The organism is Rhodococcus koreensis (assembly GCF_900105905.1).
Classification (GTDB): Bacteria; Actinomycetota; Actinomycetes; order Mycobacteriales; family Mycobacteriaceae; genus Rhodococcus_F; species Rhodococcus_F koreensis.
The window spans coordinates 415883-432129 of sequence record NZ_FNSV01000005.1; the positions used below are offsets into that span (position 1 = coordinate 415883).

The following is a 16247-nucleotide window of genomic DNA, read 5'->3' on the forward strand; positions in this document are numbered from 1 at the left end:
CGCTGACGGCTCATCCGTCTTCGCGGTACCCGATGTCACCGGTGCGCGACGACCCTCACCGTCTTCAGGGTCGAATCGGTGGCGTCCGGCACGGCCATGCCCGCGGCGTGTCCTGTGCGCAGATAGTCGATGACGGCGGTGTCGAGTCGCTCGCCGGGCACGACCGCCGGGATCCCCGGCGGGTACGGGGTGAGTTGTTCGGCGGCGATCCGCCCGGCCGCATCGTCGGCGGCGATCATCTCCGACGGCCCGAAGAACGCATCACCCGGCGCCAGGACGGATTCGAGCTGCAGGTCGTCGGGGCGGGGCAGATCGATGTGCGGTGCCGGCTCGAAGGAGGCGGAAGCGGCACTCATCTCCGTGAGGGCGCGGATAAGTCGGTCGGTGGTGTCCTCGTCGTCGGCCATGGACATGGTGGCGAGGATGCGCCGGTGATCGGACATGCCGACGTCCACCCGGCAATGGGCGCGCAGCCAGTCGCCGCACTGGTAGCCGGTGGCACCGGTCGCGCTCACGTCGATCAGGATCTGCAGACGGTCCAGGTCGTGGCAGGCCTCCTTGCCCAACAGGCGGTCCTCGAGGACGTCGAGCCGATCGATGTCGTCGATGCGCCCGCGGGTCCGGCGGGCTAGGGACAGGGCAGATCCCAGCAGCTCCGCGCCGCGCTCGACCATCTGCCTTCGCCACCCGTCCAGGGCGGAGTAGATCATCACATTGGGGCTGGTGGTCATCAGCAGGTCGGCGCACGCGGACAGGTGGGCACCGTCCACGAGATTCCCTTGGACGTGGAAGACCGATCCCTGCTCGAATCCGGCACCCATCTTGTGGACGCTCACGACGCAGACGTCCGCGCCCGCGTCCATCGCCCAGGTCGGCAGGTCGTCGTGGAACGGCAGGTGCGCTCCCCAGGCCTCGTCGATGATCAACGGTTTGCCCCGCTGATGACACACATCGGCGATCGCGGCGATGTCGGCGCAGGTGCCGTACGGGCTGGGACTGACGACGATGGCACCGGCGGCATCGGGATGCTCCTCCCAGGCGGCGCGCACCTGCTCCGGGGACGGCGCGTGGGAGAAATGCAACTCTTCGTCCCACCGCGGGGTGATCCACCGCGGTGTGACCCTGCTGAAGATCAGGCCCGCGACGATCGACTTGTGCGAATCACGGCCCACGAGCAGCCCGCCCGGATCGTTACCGGCCACCGCCATCATCGCCGCTTTCACCGACAGCGAACTTCCGCAGGTCGAGAAGAACGCCCGATCGGCGCCCACCGCCTCGGCCATGAGGTCTTCGGCGTCGGCGAGATAGCGATTACTCGAGGTGCGGTCATCCAGACCGGAGGCGGCAAGCACATCGGAGCGGAACGGGTCGATCCCGAGCACCTCCGTGACCCGTTCGTCGGCGCTGCGGCCCTGCCGGTGCCCGGGCGGGGTGAACCCGTACCGGTCACGGCGGTGGTAGTCGGCCAGCGCCTCCAACAACGGTGCATGTGACTGATCCATACGGGTGCGGGTACCCACCACCTCCAGACCCGAAATCCGCCTCCAGACCCGAAATCGGGGTCCCCACCCCGCTGGCACCGCCCCGTCGGGGTCCCATTCGCACTACCGCCGCACGGAAACACATGCCGGAAACCTGAACCCGTTCGCGATCCCCGATGTGCCGTTACCGCAGCCCACGCCCACCCGTTCCACGTCGCCCGGTGCAGTCTCGTCCCCCTTCTGCCCTTGCCCTTTGCCGACCGCACCATTGCGATGCTCACCGTTGGCCGGATGCTCACCGTTGGCCGGATGCTCACCGTCGGCGGACGGTGCCGTTGATCGTCGCCCGCTGCCGGATCCCCCGGGAAGATCCGGTGGGTGACACACGCGACGCGAGCGACCCCTGCTCGGGCCGGCGACGACAACGGCCCCGGTCAGCTGAGGCCGGCGACTTCCTGGGCGATCGCGGCCCGGCGAGTCTGCGCGGCCGAGACGACACCCTGCCGGTTCTTGTGCGCCTCCTCATAGGCAACGATGGCGCGCACCTCCGCCGGCTCGGCCAATTCCTTGACTGCAGCGACCGCCTCCGCGACGGTGAGGTCGTCGTACCCGTCGATGGGCAGCTCCCCCGGTTCGAGGACCCCGGCCGCGGTTCGGGCTGAATGCAGCACGTCCGCGACCCCGTCGGCCCCTTCGCGGCGGGTGACCTGCTCCGCGGTCTCGAGGGCGGCGTCGCGGGACCCGGCCAGGGTTTTCACGGCGACATCGCCCGCCTGCGCACCCCGGCTGAGCAGCTCGCTGAGCGCCGGTGGGGTGGCGCGGACGGTGTCGAGGGCCCGGTCCAGGCCGCGCGCCGACCAGGAGACCGGCGCGTTGACCAGCCGCACCGCGGTCCCGGCGGCCGCCTGCAGCGGGGTGCGGCGCAGTGCCGCCGGCCCGCCCAAGGCATCCTCGGCGAGGACGGTGGTCAGCCAGTCCACGGTCGCCGAGTGCGCGGCGATCAGCCGGAACGCCAGGTTCTCGACATCCTTCTTCTGGGCCGCGACGGCGAGGGCCTTGATATAGCGGGCGCGGTCGAGGAGTTGGTGTTCGAGCGTGAGATCGCCGAGCAGGGCCTCGTCGAACGGCTGAGCCTGCTCGACCATCGCCTTGACCGCGGCGGCGGCCCGCCCGAGGAACGGGCCGACCAATTCCGGAACGCCACCGAGTTCGCGGATGGCGGACTCGATCGCCTCGGCGCGGGCCCGGGCGTGGTCGACGTTCTCGGACAGCTCCCGGCGCACGGCCTCGGTCCGGGCCTGCACGGTGCGGGTTTCGGCGAGCTGAATCTCGGTGTGGGTCAGGTCGAGGACTGTGCGCAGCTGCGCCAGCAAGGTCATGGTCGTCGATGTATTCGATGTGCTCATACGGATTTTCGCCCCTTCGGCATGTGACGGCATCGGGTCGGTGCACCATGCACCGCTTCCGCGACTACCCCGCCGCGCCGTGCGGTAAGCCGCCCACGCCGCTGGAACAGCGGGAGTTCGGCAACTGTTCACCAGGGCCTCACCCCGGATCTGCGACCACCACCGACCAGGCCGCTGAATGCGGTGTCAGACTGGCACGTTCGCGGGGCCGCCAGCGGAGTGCGGGCATGCTCGGTGCCCGGCCGTTCCCGCGATTTCCGTGGTGAAGGGACGCCGAGGCGGTGTTCCCGGCTGCCGCCTGTACGTCAATCCGAGTCGCCTTGTGGTGGTGGCGTTCTTCGCTCAGCGGAGGGCGCCGCGCCCGCGCGCCATTCGTCGGCCACGGCTCGGTCGTCAGTGGGCGTCCCGGAAGGCGTGCTCGATGTTCGCGGGTATACGGCCGCGCGAGGAGATGTCGTAGCCGTGCTGGAGGGCCCATTCCCGGATTTCCTTGGCCGTGCCTGCGTCCCGGGGCCGTCGGATACCGGAACGGCGCCGTGGCCGTTCCCCCTGCTCGGGCTTCCCGGACTTCTCGGTCGTTTCGGGCTTATCGGTCTCGCCGGTCTCCGCGGCCTGCGTCTCCCCTTCGTCCTCCGGTAGCTCTCCGTCGTCCGACACGTTCTCGTTTTCGGTGGACTCGTCACCGGCAGGCTCGTCCTCGCGCTCGTCCGCCGCGGCGACGGGTTGGTCGCGGTTCACGCTCGACCTCCGCGTGGTGCCGGCCTCCTTGCTCTCACTCTCCGCGAGGTTCTCGCCGCCGGGCAGGAGCCGGCTGTGCAGCGAATCGATACCCGAGCTGACCGCGGTGACCGCCGCGGATTTCACGGAGGTCATCAGCTCGCCCCGAATGGTCTCGCCGAGCTTGGCGACCTCCGGGGACCGGGCAAGCTTCGCGGTCCAGCCCCTGAGTAAATATCCCGCCCCGACGGCCGCGACCAATCGACCTCTGGTTTTCATCGCGCTCACCCACAGTCGCCGAGTTGTCGTCCGCGCACCTCAGTGTGTCGGCGGGCGGCGAGGTGCGTCGTGGACCGTGCTCGCCGGGGGTGCGTAAGCCGTGCGTACCCCAGCCAGAGGCGCTTAATCATCGGCACACGACGCCCTTTCGGGGTGGTCGCGGCCGATGCCGAGAAACACCTCGGAGGTCAGTGTCGATGACGTCGTCGGCGCTGACACAGAGCAGCCCGGAGGTGGTGCGGTGGAGCGGGGACCGGGCCTCCCGTCCTCCGGCCCGCACAGACGTGATGGGCTTTCCGGTGGCGGTGTAGCGGCGGGGGCTGCGCCTTCAGATGCGGCCGGATGCGGGGGTCGCCGCAGCCTCGATCGCCGTGCTCACCTCGGCGCAATGCTCGCGGTGCAGTTCGACCAGCGAGCACGCCCCCGTTGCTGCTCTGGTGACCGCCGTCGCAGTGCGACTGCACCCGCGCGGACCCGTCCGCACGGGAGAATCAGTGCCATGCCCGCCCGTCGCCGTCCCGGTTACCTCGTCCACGTCCTCGCAGTCCTACTGCTCGCTGTCGTGGCCGCGGCCTGCGCACCCTCCACCGACCAACCCGCCGGACCGGCCACACCGCCGCCGGGACCGGAGATCACCGTGTCACCGGCCGACGGCGTCGCCGCGGTCAACCCGCTCGAACCCGTATCGGTGAACACCATCGGTGGCACCCTCGCGACGGTCACCATGACCAACGACGAAGGCCGGGTGGTCGAGGGCATCTTCACTCCCGACCGCCTGTCCTGGAAACCGGGAGTACCCCTCGGCTACGGCCGCACCTACACCGTCGCGGTCACCGCCGTCGGTGACCAGGGCGTCCGGAGCGAGAAGACCAGCACGTTCTCGACGGTCACCCCCGGCAACCAAACCATGCCGTCCTTCGTCACCACCGGCGGCAACCTGCTCGCCGACGGCGGCACCTTCGGCGTCGGCATCGTCATCGTCACCCACTTCGACGAACCGATCACCGACCGCGCCGCCGCCGAGAAAGCCCTGCACGTGGAGACCACACCCCCGGTCGCCGGCTCCTGGTACTGGGCCGACGACCAGAACGTGCACTGGCGGCCCCAGAACTACTGGACACCCGGCACCCAGGTCACCGTTCGTGCCGACGTCTACGGCCTCGCGCTCGGCGAAGGCCTGTTCGGCCAGGAGGATGCGCAGACCTCGTTCACCATCGGCGACGCCCACATCTCCGTCGCCGACGACACCACCAAACAGGTCACCGTCACCGACAACGGCCAAGTGGTCCGCACGATGCCGACGTCGATGGGCCGAGGCGGCACCGAAGTCGTAGGCGGTCAAACCCTCTCGTTCTGGACCCAACCCGGCATCTACACCGTCATCGACAAGGCCAACCCGGTCATCATGGATTCCTCAACCTACGGGTTGCCGGTGAACTCCCGCCTCGGATACAAGGAAACGATCAACTACGCCACCCGCATCAGCAACGACGGCATCTACCTCCACGAACTCGCCGACACCATCTGGGCCCAGGGCAACACCAACGTCTCACACGGCTGCCTGAACCTCAGCCCCGACAACGCCCGCTGGTTCTACGACTTCTCCGTCCCCGGCGACGTCGTCGAGGTCCGGGGCACCGGCGGCGCACCGCTCGAGCTGTGGCAGAACGGCGACTGGTCGCTGCCGGGGGCCCAGTGGCAGGCCGGCAGCGCCCTGGACTGACGAGGAGACCGGGGCGGTCGTGTCCGTCGCAGGAGCAGCTCGTGCGATCAGGCTGCGGTTGGGGGTTTCGTGACCGCCCCGATCCGGTTACCGTCAAGGGCGCAGGTTCAGACACCAGCCCGGCAGTCCACCCACCATCGCGGACGGGTGCCCGCCCACCTCGGCGGGGGGAGCTCTCCCCACCAGGTTCCGCTCCCGCCCGCTCACCCGGGGGAGCACCTTCCATGGTCTATCTTCGTTCCGTCATCGACAGCCCGCAGCATCTGCGGCTTGCCCTGTCGCAGACCGCGTTCTTCGACCAGGCCGATCCCGACGAAGGCGGTTTCGCCCTCGAGGTCGACGAACCCGTCGGCGGCCCGATCGTGCTCCGGGTGAGCGGCGACCTCGACGCGGTCACCGCACCGATTCTGGCCGCCTGCCTCGACGAGGTCGTGTTGCGCGGGCGCTGCGCCGTCGTCGACCTGCTGCCCGCCGGGTTCGTCGGCTGCGCCGCACTGGCCGTCCTCGCCGACGCCGGCACCCGGCTCCGTGAGCAACGCAGCCGGCTGACCGTCGCCGCATTCGGACCCCTGCGGCACATCCTCGACGACGCCGGGCTCGATGCGGTGCAGTGCTTCGGCACCCTCACCGACGCGTTCACCGCCGCCCACACCGGGTCTGCGTCCGTGGTGGAGTTGGTGCGGCCGAGGCCGGGCCGTCCGGCCGCACCGCGCCGCCGACCGTTCGGCGCGCGCCGGCCCACCCCATCCGTCGGATGACCGCATCTGGTGGGAGAGATGAGTTCGGCCACGACACGGTGGGGCGTAGCGTCGGGAGGTGGGGTCGGTGTGCATTCTCCGATCCGGTCCGGATACGGCTTTGTGAGCCCCTGGGGGCTGTATCCGGACACCGGGGAAGCGGCAGCTCAGCGGGGTGGTTCCGCGAACTTCTTTAACGCTTGATCCCACACGCGCAGCCGGGACCGGACCAGCATCCGGTGCACCCCGCAGATCATCAGCCCGCCGGCGCCGGCGAGGGCCGCCCACAACCCGCAGGCCGCCGCGATCGCCAGCACCGCATTCTCGGTGCCACCGCGCGGGTCGAGGAGTTCCCCGTCCGGTCCCACCGGCACGGTGACGGTGTCTCCGGCCCGCGCCTGCGGTGGCGCCGGAACCTGTCCGGTGTGCTCACGCCCGTCCACCGTCCACCGCGCCCAGGACGAGGCGCCGGTGTCGATGATCCGCACCGCCGGTTCGGCCTGCGGATCGATACCGGCGTCGACGAGCAGGACCGCGGGGACCGGCCGCGCCTGCGCCGCCAGCGCCCGGCTCTGCTGCTGCAGCGAGGTGAAGGTTTCTGTCCCCACCGCCGCGCACACCGGCACCAGCAACAACACCACCGTGACCACCAGTGTCACCACCACCGCCTCGACCCGATCGGTGCCCCGCATCAACGGGTTACGGCTGCACGGCTGCAACCGCCACCACCGCACCGGATCCGGTGCCCGCCCCGCCATGATGCTGCCCTTTCGAATAACTCTCTGCGCCTTCGGCGTTCGGTCCGAACCACCCAATCCTGCGATCGCCCTCACCCGGTGGCCTCGACGCAGTCGTTGCCGGATCTCACAGCGGCGATGAGTGTTCGGGGTTGGCGAACTCGGCCATCAGGTGGCGGGCGACGGCATGGACCTTGGTGTTGGTGCGTTGGGAGATCTCGGACAGCCGGGTGAAGGCCTCGTCGGCGCCGATCCGGTGCATTGCCATCATCACCCCCTTGGCCTGGTCGATGTCCGCCCGGGAGGTCAGCGCCTCGGTGAGGTGCTCGACCTGCCTCTGCGCGCGTCGCCACCGGCGGGCGTTGCTGATCGCGGCCGAGGCGGCGGTGGTCAGCAGCTGCATCAGTTTCTCGTCGAATGGGTCGAACGCCGCCGCGGTGCGGGCGTAGACGTTGAACGAGCCCGCCAGCTCTCCCGGATCCTCGCCGGGGGTGTCGACGATCAACGGCACCGACAGATACGCCCGGATTCCGGCGGTCCGAGCGGCGGCGGTGAATTCCGGCCACCGGTCGGCGTGTTCGCCGACGACCGCCCGCACCGGGTGCCGTGAGGTCGCGGCCTGCAGGCACGGTCCGCGGCCGGCGGCGTACTGGTCCCCGTCGATGGCGGCGAGGGTGTCGTCGGTCAGGGCCACGGTGCGCGGGCCGGCGTCGTCGAGATGGGTGACGCTGACCGCGTCCGCGTCGGGCACCGCGGTGGCCGCCGTTTGGGCCAGCCGCCCGAGCACCTCCTCGAGCGGCTCCTGCGCGGCGGTCTCGTCCCGCAGCACCGCCAGTGCCTGTGTGACGGTGTCGAGGGCGTGCGCCGCCTCGGACCGCGACAGCGGCGCGGTCCTGATCTCGCTCATCTCGCACCCCTTTCCGCGGCCCGGCCGGTGCCGTCCGGCGGGGCCGGCGTGGTTACAGCTATTCCTCCACCACCTCGTACCCCACCGCCCCGCCGGCGGGTTCGTCTCGATCCTCGTCGTCGAAGGCGACGGTGGTGGCCTGCTCGAGCCGGTCGGCTTCGGGCACATCCCATTCCGTCTCGAGACCCCCGGCACGCCACGGGTCCTCGGCAGAGCTGACCGGTTGGGTCTGCTCGAATCGGTCGGCCTCCGGCGCATCCCAGGTGGCGTCTGCCTCCCAGTCGGCGGGGCCGGCCGCACCGAGGGCGGGATCGGCGGACAGGTCTTGTTCGAGGCGATCGGCCTCGGGCACGGTGTGCAACGGATCGTTCATGGCGCTCACCCTTTCCGCTCGAAACCGGGACATTGCGCTCCCGGATATCCAACGAAATTCTGGACATATTCTACGACGACCAGAGGAGTAAATCTATTGCTTCTGTGCAAGATAACGAAGGGGTGGTGACACCGCCGTGCTCCGCCGTCACCGGTCACCCTGTCGGGCGGTGGAGCCATCGACTCATTCGCGGACACGGGCCCGCGTACTCGTCGGCCCAGCGGGTACCCGCACTCCGGCAAGGGCGACAACCGCTCGTCCGTCCCCCTTTTCCCGGAGGTGAGTACGGTGCTCAATTTGTACTATCCGCTGGTCATCGTCCTGTCCGTCATCTCGGCGCTGTGGCAGGGAAACCTCGGACACTGGTGAGCCTCGATCATCGACCGATCTTCCTGCCCGTGCGGCCCAGCCGCACACGGCACCGGATGTTCTCCCCGAATGCAGTGGCTGTTCTCCCCGGGACAACGATGATTGGCGTCACCATGACCTGCCGCCCCCTCCAGTGGTACCGGTGATCGTCGCGAGTGTTCGGCACGGGCGCAGGAACATTCGGAACGTGCGGGGTAATCGCGGTGTTCCAGTTGGGTCCGGTCACGAGGATCGCGCTACCGCGACCGCGGTGAGCAGCCGCAGGGATGGTGTCGTGGGCCGGCCACCGCCAGTGCGGGTGAGGAGCCCGTTCGGTGGGACCGAGCCGCGACACAGATTCACGTAGCTGATGTACTCGGGGACTCGGGGTGGGGGCCGGTAGGTGAAGGCGAACCGCCGAATCAGCGGGGACTGGTGTGGCGGCGGTGCCGCCGAACCAGGACGCGGCGGGGAGTGAGTGCCTCAGGAGGTTTCGTCTCCGCTGCCGGTCGTCCCGCCGCGGGTCGCCGCGGCCTGCAAACGTTGCCGCGCGAGGCCTTCGAGTCCGCGCGGAGTCGGATCGGCCGGGAAGTGGGAGTCGGCGCTGCTCGCTTCGCGGCAGCACTGCCGCACGATCTGCGTGACCATCGGCAGCGGTACCCGGCCGTCGAACTCGCCGCACAACCGCTCGACGACGTCGGCGTAGGAATCGGGCACCGCAATCACCACCTCGAGAAACCCCAGTCCCCACGTACCCCGGACCGGTGTCCGGCAAAACCGGCGTCCGCGACAAGGGTGCGCGACGCAGCGACGGCCCGCGTGCACAACCAGTTTCACCAGCAGGTGAGAGGGCGACTCCCGTGCGATCAAAGGAGCACTGTGGAACGGTGTGGAGTCGACAGATCCAAATTTTTCGGCGACGGTCGCCGTCTCGGCCCCACAGTGCGCATCCGTTGTGTTCGGTGATTACCTCGTCTCGGTGGTCAGCCGGATTCGGTGGAGAATGGGCTGACCCCGAGGTCGAGGACGTCGACGGAGACGGGCAGTCCGATCTGGTGCCAGCTGGTGGTCAGGGTGAGGGCCCCGGTGCGCGGGCAGCCGGGGATCCAGTAGCAGGGTGCGGTACTGGTCCGGCGGTCCGGGGGACGAGGTACACGACGCCGGTTCGTACGGGTCGGCGTCCCCGGGCTGATCGTCCATCCTCACCCGCACCCGCAGATACGACCAGTGCGCGGACCGGTCGTGAGGGTCGGTCAGCGGGCGGGTCTCGTGGCGGGCGAGTTCGGCGGGGATGCCGGTGGCCACCAGGACCAGGCACAGTGCCACCCCGGCCGGGTAGGCGGTCACTCCGGTCAGCGGCCGCGCACCGCCATACCACCGGAGGCAGGTGGGGCGATCCCGGGCCATCGGTTCCGCGCCATATCCCATGGTCGCACCGGGTTCGCCGCCCCGGCCACCTCCACCCGGATCCGCACGCCCCTCCCGTGCTCGCCGCCCGCCCGGTGTGGAAGACCATCGCCCGCGCCGGTGTTGTACCGGAGGGACAACGATCGACGAAGTCGGCGGATCCGGCCTGGTGGCGCCGACCCAGCAGCCGGCATAACCTGCCACCGCCGACCGACGGTGAGGCGGAGAACCCGTGAACAGGCACGTGCGATACGCCGTCGCAAGGTTCCTCGGGGTGGATCTGGCCACCGCGACCGACGAGCAGGTCCGTCGAGTCGACTTCTACACCACCCTGGTGGAGGCGCACACCGTCCGAATGTTGCTGCGGTTCGAGGACTTTCGTCCATCTTGGGGATGATCGGTTCCGGTTATCCGGGGCCGGCTGCACGTCCCGGATGGTGAGTGGCAGTTTCCCGGCCACGCAGTGTCCGCACGTGTCCGGCGCATTACACGCGCGCTTCCTCCTGCTGCGGGTTACACCCGCGCCGGGTGGGGTAGTCCTGCCAGCGGTGCCAGTGCGGGCACCGCGTACCGAAGATCCCGATCCGAACCATTCTTCGTGAAGGAGTGATGCCCTGATGGCTTCGACCCCGAATACCGCCGCCACCCTGCTGGCGCAGCTGCGCGCGATCCACGAGCTGACCAACACCGAGATCCAGATCGCCGAGACCCGTATCGCCCAGGCCCGCACCGACGCGGTGCGCCGCGAGCTGACCGAGAACGCCGACAACGCCCGCGCCCGGGCGGTGGCGATCGAGGCGGCGATCCGCAACCTCGGCGGGCTCCCCGACGTGGTCGGTCCGCTGGTCGGGCGGGCGGCCGCGGCGGTGAAGGCGGTGACCGACCAGGCCCAGCCGTTCGACGAGGCCCTGCTCGGGGACCTCGCGCTCGAACACCAGCTCCTCGACCGGGCCCGGTACCTCAAGGCCCTCGCCGCCGCCACCAAACGCACCGAGATCGAGAACCTGGCGTTCCGGCTGATCACCGCGCATTCGGCCACCGTGGACTGGCTGACCATCGTGCTCGCCGAGGACGCCCTCGGCGGTCCCGCGGCGTTGCGGCGCACCCCGATGCAGGCCGCGGCCGGCACCGCGGTCCGGTGGATCAACACCCCGGTGTCCTGGTCCACCCGGGGTCTGGACCGGGCGATCGACACCGCCCGTGCCGCCCGCCCCCGCCTCGAGGCACTGCTCGGCCGGGGCGCGCACGCCGGCGACGTCGCCGTCAAAACCCTAACCGCCTCCCGCGACGCCGCGCTCGAGACCGCCGAAGAAATCACCCGCCGCGAAGGCGCCACCGCGGTGGCCGAGGCGATCCACTCCGCCCGCACCACCGCCGGTGTCTTCGAACCGGGTGAGCTGCCGATCGGCGACTACGACGACCTCACCGTCCCGCAGGCCGTCGCCGCGGTCAAGGACCTGACCGATCCCGCCGATATCCGTGCCGCTGTGGCGTACGAGGAAGCCCACAAGAACCGGCACGGAGTCGTCTCCGCCGCCCAGACCCGCCTGGCCGCCATCGCCCAGGAAGTCGCCGGCATCAACTGATCTCAGCGGTGACGCCGGACCGGTCCGATCCACAGGCCGGTCGCCGGTGGCCGCGGCGGGGGTGGGGTATCGCCCACAACGATCACGCGGATCCCCGGCGGGACCGGGACCCGCGGCGCTCGCCCGGGGCGGGCCCGGGGTTCGGCCGCCCGCTCGGCTGCCAATCGCTCGGCCGATCGTTCGGCGACCAATCGCTCGGCCGCCGCCCGGCGGGCGGCTTCCCGGTCGGTCGCTTCCCGGTCGTGGGCGGCCCGGGCCTGCGGGTCACGCAGCAGGGCGTACGCGGTCAGGATGTGCTGGAGCTGCTCGTCCGCGGCCGGGTCGGCGGGCTGGTCGCAGGGGCGGGTGTCGGGGTGGTGTTCGCGCAGCAGTCGCCGGTAGGCGCTGGCGATCTCGGACTGCGACGCCGCAGAGGACAGTCCCAGCACCCGATACGGATCCTGCTCGGTGGCCATCACCCTCGTCCCCTTCGAGTGCCGGGTGCACGAGAAAGGTGGTCCCGGGCTCGGGATGCCGGAACCACCAAGGCGGGGCGGGCCCGACCCGCACGAAGGGCCCGCCCCCGCTTGTCACGCCTATCGGGTGGGCACTGCCCGCCCGGCACGGCCGATGGTTACCGTCTGCCAGTCAATGGCGGTGCGCCCCGGTCGAATCCGACACCCCGAGCATGGGTTTGCCGGATCGGCGGTCGGCGCCGTCCGGTTTCTCACTCGGCGGGTCGGCGGGGCCGGGCGGTGTGCTCGAAAGCGGGGTTCGCCGCGCCGCGCGGAAAGGCAATGACAGGTGACAGAGGCGGCGGGCGAACCCGGTCAGCGGATGCACTCGTCTGAGTTCATCACCCCTTTCGTGCTCGACGACCAACTGTGCTCGACTGTGGACAAATCGGATTTCTCGGTCTCGGAGGTGAGCGCTGCGTGGCCCGGATTCCGGGAGCCGGCGGGGCCGTCACCGTCCACCCCGGCGATGTGGGAGGGGATGGGCGCGGCGGGCCGGCCGGTGCGGTGGCCACCCGGTGGAGCAGGACGACGGCCTGCGGCGTCAGCGCGTCGGCGAGGATGCGGTCCGAATCGGCCACGAGCTGTGCGTATTCGAGTTCGTGCCACGGCCAGATCATCTCGCGTTCGGGGCGCTGTTCTGTGTCGGTGGCGTTCACCTCTGCGACCATGTTCGCCGATGTCATCTTCTGCTCACCCCCTCCCGAACCTTGTTCACCTCGTGTCAGGCGTTGACGGCCTTCCTCTCGGAATGTCCGCTGCTGATCTCGATCTTGCGGGGCTTGGCCTTCTCCGCGACCGGGATCGTCAACCGCAGCACTCCGGCGTCGTAGTTCGCCTCGATCTTGTCCGCGTCGAGATTCTCACCGAGGAACAGCTGCCGGCTGAACACCCCGCGTGGGCGCTCGGCGGCGACCATTTCCTGGTTCTCGTCGAGTGCGGCCCGTTCGGCGCGCACCGTCAGCGTGTTCTTGTCGACGTCCAGATCCAGGGAGTCGGCATTCACACCGGGTAAATCGAACTCCACCACGAACCGGTCCTCTTCGCGCCAGGCGTCCATCGGCATCACTGCCGGTCGGGCCGCGGTGCCGAGGATCTGCTGCGTCAGACGGTCGAGGTCGCGGAACGGATCCGTGCGCATCAACATCATGTCCACCTACCTCCAGAAATCCTTTCATCCCATCAGGTAAACTTCCAGCAGATGCTGTAGGTTCGTTATAGCATCTGTCGTAGACTATGACAAGAGACTGTGCGAGAAAATTCCCGATCGGAGCACGAAAATGTCCGAGAAGTCCGAGCAGCCCGAGGCCGAATCACCGTCGGTGCGTGGTGTTTACGGCATTTCGGTGGCCGCAGAGCTGTCCGGGTTCGGGGTTGCGGCGCTGCGCCTGTACGAGGAGTACGGGCTGATCACCCCGGGCCGCACCGGCGGGGGCACCCGCCGCTACAGCGACTACGACCTGGCCCGGCTCAAACGCATCGCCGAACTCATCGAGGCCGGCGTCAACCTCGTCGGCATCGGCCGGGTCCTCGACCTCGAGACCCGCACCGGCGACCTCGAGCGCGACAACCGCCGCCTGGAAGCGGACAACGCCCAACTACGTGCCGAAAACACCGCATCCGGCGCCGAGGACGACACCGCGAACACCGGCCCCACCGGTGAGGCGGCATCGCAACCGGAGACCGGCCGGCCCGGGCGCCGGCGGCGTCCGGCCGCCGGGCAGCGAACGCGACTGCGGGACGGCCCGTCCCGACAACGCGCCACCGGCGACCACCACTGACCGTGCCCACCGGTGGATCACGGTTGCATGATCCGGCCCCGGCGTCGGGGGGTTACGTCGGGGCCGAAATTCCTCGAACCCAGGACTCGGTGGAGGGTTTTCGAGGAGCACCGTCGAGAATACGCCGCACCTGCGGCGGTGGACAGCACCGTTCACCCAGGTCGCACCTGAAAACCGGCCGGCCGGCGGGATGGGTCAGCGAGGCGCCTGCCCCGGCGGCGCGGGCGTCATGTGCAGGTGGCCGTCGACCACCGCCCCCGCGACCTCGTGCACGCTGGTGCGGTGCCGGCGGGCATGGCGGCGTAGACGGTCGAACGCCTCGTCCACGGTGATGGCGCCCTCGGCGGCGATGATGCCCTTGGCCTGCTCGATCACCACCCGGGATGCCAGCGCATTCTCGAGTTGCTCGGTCAACTGTTGCCGCTTCCGCAGGGTGGCATCGGGCGTTCCCCCCGAGATGTGGACACCCATTTTTATGCGGCGGTGGCCAGCGTAGCCGATCGCCGTTCGAACTCGACCGGGCAGATTTGGCCCAGGCTCGAATGCCTCCTTCTGGTGTTGTATCGCGTGATCCAACGGAAGACCGCGGCGCGTGCCTCACCCGCACTGTTCCAGCGCTTCCGGCCCTGCAGCGTCTCCCGTTTCAGCGTCGCGTTCAGCGACTCGGCAGCCGCGTTGTCCGCCGACGTTCCGACCGCGCCCCGCGATGTCGTCACCCCCAACTCGCGACAGAGGTCGGCGAACTCGGCCGATGCATACTGAGATCCGTTGTCGGAGTGGAAAATTGACCCGTCGAGCCCTGCGGCGCCGCGACAGGCCGCCGCCGCCCGCAACGCATCGGTGACCAACTCGGTACGCATGTGATCGGCGATCGACCACCCCGCCAACCGGCGCGAGCCCAGGTCCATCACCGTCGCCAGATACAGAAATTCACCGTCACCCACCGGGAGGTAGGTGATGTCGCCGACGTACTTGGTGTTCGGGGCGCTCGCGGTGAAATCCCGCCGGATCAGGTCCGGAACCGGGGCCGCATCCGGGGCGGGGATAGTGGTGCGGACCGGTTTGCGCAGATGCACCCCGACGATCCCGTGCTCACGCATCACCCGCTCGACCCGCTTGTGATTGACCTCGATCCCGGCATCGCGCAGTTCAGCGGTCACCCGCGGGGCACCGTAGGTGCCGTCGGATTCGGCATGGATGGCGCGGATCCGCTCGGCCAGCTCCTGATCGGAGTGGGCGCGGGCGGCCCGGGCCGGCGCGGAGGCCCGCCACCGGTAGAAACCCGAGCGGGAGACCTCGAGAATCTGGCACAGCCACTTCACCGGAAAGGTGTCGCAGTGGTCGTCGACGAATTGGAAGTGGCTGCTCACCAAGACGTCTCGCCCGCGAAATACTTTGCTGCCCTCCGCAGGATCTCCCGCTCGGTTTCGAGCTTCCGGATTTGGGCCTTGAGCTGCCTGTTCTCTTCCTCCAACACGGACTCGGACGATACCTCGCCCGGCGATACCGCCCGCTCCGCCCCGCTGGACCGGAGCTCGGCCGTGGAGGTACCGGTGCGTTTGCGTTCGGCCCGCACCCAGTTGCGCAGGGTCTCGCGGCTGACTCCCAGGTCGTTGCCGATGCCCTCGAACGTGTGGCTCGGATCGGACAGGTACAACGCGACTGCATCGGCCTTGAACTCAGCCGAGTACGCCTTCATGACCATCAGTGAATCTCTTCCTCTGGACCTTCACGATCCAGTGTTCACGATGTCCACACTCGAGGGGGAACCCCCATCGGTCGCCAGATGCCCGGCGACCACCCGGGCCAGGACCGCGGCCGCGGTCAAATCGCCGGGGCACCACGGGCGTGGGGTGACCGCATGCAGATCCACACATCCCAGCGTCTGCCGGTCCCACCGCAACGGCACCGCCGCGGTGGCGGCGATCCCCATCCGCTGCGCGGCGGCGACGAATTCGGGCCACCGCCCCCGCGCCTGCGCCAGGTCCGCCACCGCCACCACCGCACCCCGGCGCTGCGCCTCGCAGGCCGGGCCGCGCTGGGATCGTTGCTGGGCACGTTCGAGTCCCTGCACCGGCGCCGCGGCCGCGGTCACGGTCAACTCGCCGTCCGTGGGTAGTAGCACCGCGGCCCCGGCCAGACCGAACACCGACCGCACCGATTCGGTCAGCTCGGAGACGATCGCCCCGATCGGCGACGGCTCCTCGAGCATCTGCAAGATCCGGCTCAGGGCTGCCACATACGCTGCCGGTTCATACACGGCCCCCACCT

General features: G+C 69.5%; 19 protein-coding genes. 5 read left to right on the plus strand and 14 right to left on the minus strand.

The genetic code is table 11. The features are described 5' to 3' along the window. Window positions 1–35 precede the first annotated feature (35 nt). The 3 genes from BLV94_RS06175 to BLV94_RS06185 form a co-directional block, all read right to left on the minus strand. On the minus strand, window positions 36–1502 hold the full coding sequence (locus BLV94_RS06175; RefSeq protein ID WP_072951097.1) for an aminotransferase class I/II-fold pyridoxal phosphate-dependent enzyme: 1467 nt from the start codon (window positions 1500–1502) through the stop codon (window positions 36–38). A 413-nt stretch (window positions 1503–1915) separates the two neighbouring features. Beyond that, window positions 1916–2887 (minus strand): DUF8129 domain-containing protein, encoded by a 972-nt coding sequence (locus tag BLV94_RS06180; RefSeq protein ID WP_072951095.1) that lies wholly within the window; start codon window positions 2885–2887, stop codon window positions 1916–1918. Window positions 2888–3280: 393 nt separating this feature from the next. After that, a complete protein-coding gene (locus BLV94_RS06185) occupies window positions 3281–3883 on the minus strand; it encodes an Lsr2 family DNA-binding protein (RefSeq protein ID WP_072951093.1) in 603 nt (200 codons plus the stop codon). A gap of 499 nt (window positions 3884–4382) precedes the next feature. Here BLV94_RS06185 and BLV94_RS06190 point away from each other — a divergent pair, with 499 nt between their 5' ends. Beyond that, entirely contained in the window at window positions 4383–5606 is a 1224-nt protein-coding gene (locus tag BLV94_RS06190) for a L,D-transpeptidase (protein ID WP_072951092.1), read from the plus strand. Window positions 5607–5830: 224 nt separating this feature from the next. Continuing rightward, window positions 5831–6364, plus strand: coding sequence for an STAS domain-containing protein (locus BLV94_RS06195; protein WP_016881795.1), 534 nt, complete (start codon window positions 5831–5833; stop codon window positions 6362–6364). Between the two features lie 146 nt (window positions 6365–6510). Here BLV94_RS06195 and BLV94_RS06200 read toward each other — a convergent pair whose 3' ends face one another. The 5 genes from BLV94_RS06200 to BLV94_RS06220 all read right to left on the minus strand — a co-directional run bounded on the left by BLV94_RS06200 (window position 6511) and on the right by BLV94_RS06220 (window position 10136). Then, window positions 6511–7101, minus strand: a complete 591-nt coding sequence (locus BLV94_RS06200) for an Rv1733c family protein (protein ID WP_016881796.1) — start codon at window positions 7099–7101, stop codon at window positions 6511–6513. A 106-nt stretch (window positions 7102–7207) separates the two neighbouring features. Beyond that, window positions 7208–7987, minus strand: a complete 780-nt coding sequence (locus BLV94_RS06205; protein WP_016881797.1) for a GAF and ANTAR domain-containing protein — start codon at window positions 7985–7987, stop codon at window positions 7208–7210. Window positions 7988–8045: 58 nt separating this feature from the next. Next, on the minus strand, window positions 8046–8360 hold the full coding sequence (locus tag BLV94_RS06210; protein ID WP_016881798.1) for a hypothetical protein: 315 nt from the start codon (window positions 8358–8360) through the stop codon (window positions 8046–8048). Window positions 8361–9191: 831 nt separating this feature from the next. Continuing rightward, a complete protein-coding gene (locus BLV94_RS06215) occupies window positions 9192–9425 on the minus strand; it encodes a hypothetical protein (protein ID WP_237724020.1) in 234 nt (77 codons plus the stop codon). A 249-nt stretch (window positions 9426–9674) separates the two neighbouring features. Then, window positions 9675–10136 (minus strand): hypothetical protein, encoded by a 462-nt coding sequence (locus tag BLV94_RS06220; RefSeq protein ID WP_371851622.1) that lies wholly within the window; start codon window positions 10134–10136, stop codon window positions 9675–9677. 211 nt (window positions 10137–10347) lie between these two features. Here BLV94_RS06220 and BLV94_RS49340 point away from each other — a divergent pair, with 211 nt between their 5' ends. Together BLV94_RS49340 and BLV94_RS06225 are read left to right on the plus strand one after the other, a co-directional pair. Beyond that, window positions 10348–10512, plus strand: a complete 165-nt coding sequence (locus BLV94_RS49340; RefSeq protein WP_016881800.1) for a hypothetical protein — start codon at window positions 10348–10350, stop codon at window positions 10510–10512. Window positions 10513–10732: 220 nt separating this feature from the next. After that, a complete protein-coding gene (locus tag BLV94_RS06225) occupies window positions 10733–11701 on the plus strand; it encodes a hypothetical protein (protein WP_016881801.1) in 969 nt (322 codons plus the stop codon). Window positions 11702–11703: 2 nt separating this feature from the next. Here the strand turns inward: BLV94_RS06225 and BLV94_RS06230 are convergent, their stop codons facing one another. The 3 genes from BLV94_RS06230 to BLV94_RS06240 form a co-directional block, all read right to left on the minus strand. Beyond that, the gene (locus BLV94_RS06230) at window positions 11704–12156 is read right to left on the minus strand and encodes a J domain-containing protein (protein WP_016881802.1); all 453 of its coding nucleotides are present in this window, start codon (window positions 12154–12156) and stop codon (window positions 11704–11706) included. A 380-nt stretch (window positions 12157–12536) separates the two neighbouring features. Beyond that, the gene (locus BLV94_RS06235; RefSeq protein ID WP_016881803.1) at window positions 12537–12881 is read right to left on the minus strand and encodes a hypothetical protein; all 345 of its coding nucleotides are present in this window, start codon (window positions 12879–12881) and stop codon (window positions 12537–12539) included. A gap of 38 nt (window positions 12882–12919) precedes the next feature. Next, on the minus strand, window positions 12920–13342 hold the full coding sequence (locus BLV94_RS06240; protein ID WP_029538863.1) for an Hsp20/alpha crystallin family protein: 423 nt from the start codon (window positions 13340–13342) through the stop codon (window positions 12920–12922). A 133-nt stretch (window positions 13343–13475) separates the two neighbouring features. On the opposite strand from BLV94_RS06240, the gene BLV94_RS06245 reads away from it, so the two are divergent. Then, a complete protein-coding gene (locus tag BLV94_RS06245; RefSeq protein ID WP_016881805.1) occupies window positions 13476–13976 on the plus strand; it encodes a MerR family transcriptional regulator in 501 nt (166 codons plus the stop codon). Between the two features lie 195 nt (window positions 13977–14171). On the opposite strand, the gene BLV94_RS06250 is transcribed toward BLV94_RS06245, so the two are convergent. The 3 genes from BLV94_RS06250 to BLV94_RS06265 form a co-directional block, all read right to left on the minus strand. Then, entirely contained in the window at window positions 14172–14447 is a 276-nt protein-coding gene (locus BLV94_RS06250) for an ANTAR domain-containing protein (protein ID WP_072951091.1), read from the minus strand. A 2-nt stretch (window positions 14448–14449) separates the two neighbouring features. Then, window positions 14450–15681, minus strand: a protein-coding gene (locus tag BLV94_RS06255) for an IS3 family transposase (protein WP_143051352.1) whose coding sequence is annotated in 2 segments (ribosomal slippage) — window positions 14450–15363 and window positions 15363–15681 — 1233 coding nt in all. Because the reading frame shifts where the segments join, the coding sequence is not laid out codon by codon here. A 24-nt stretch (window positions 15682–15705) separates the two neighbouring features. Beyond that, complete coding sequence (locus BLV94_RS06265; RefSeq protein ID WP_167372138.1) at window positions 15706–16236, minus strand: GAF domain-containing protein; 531 nt, start codon at window positions 16234–16236, stop codon at window positions 15706–15708. Window positions 16237–16247 lie beyond the last annotated feature (11 nt).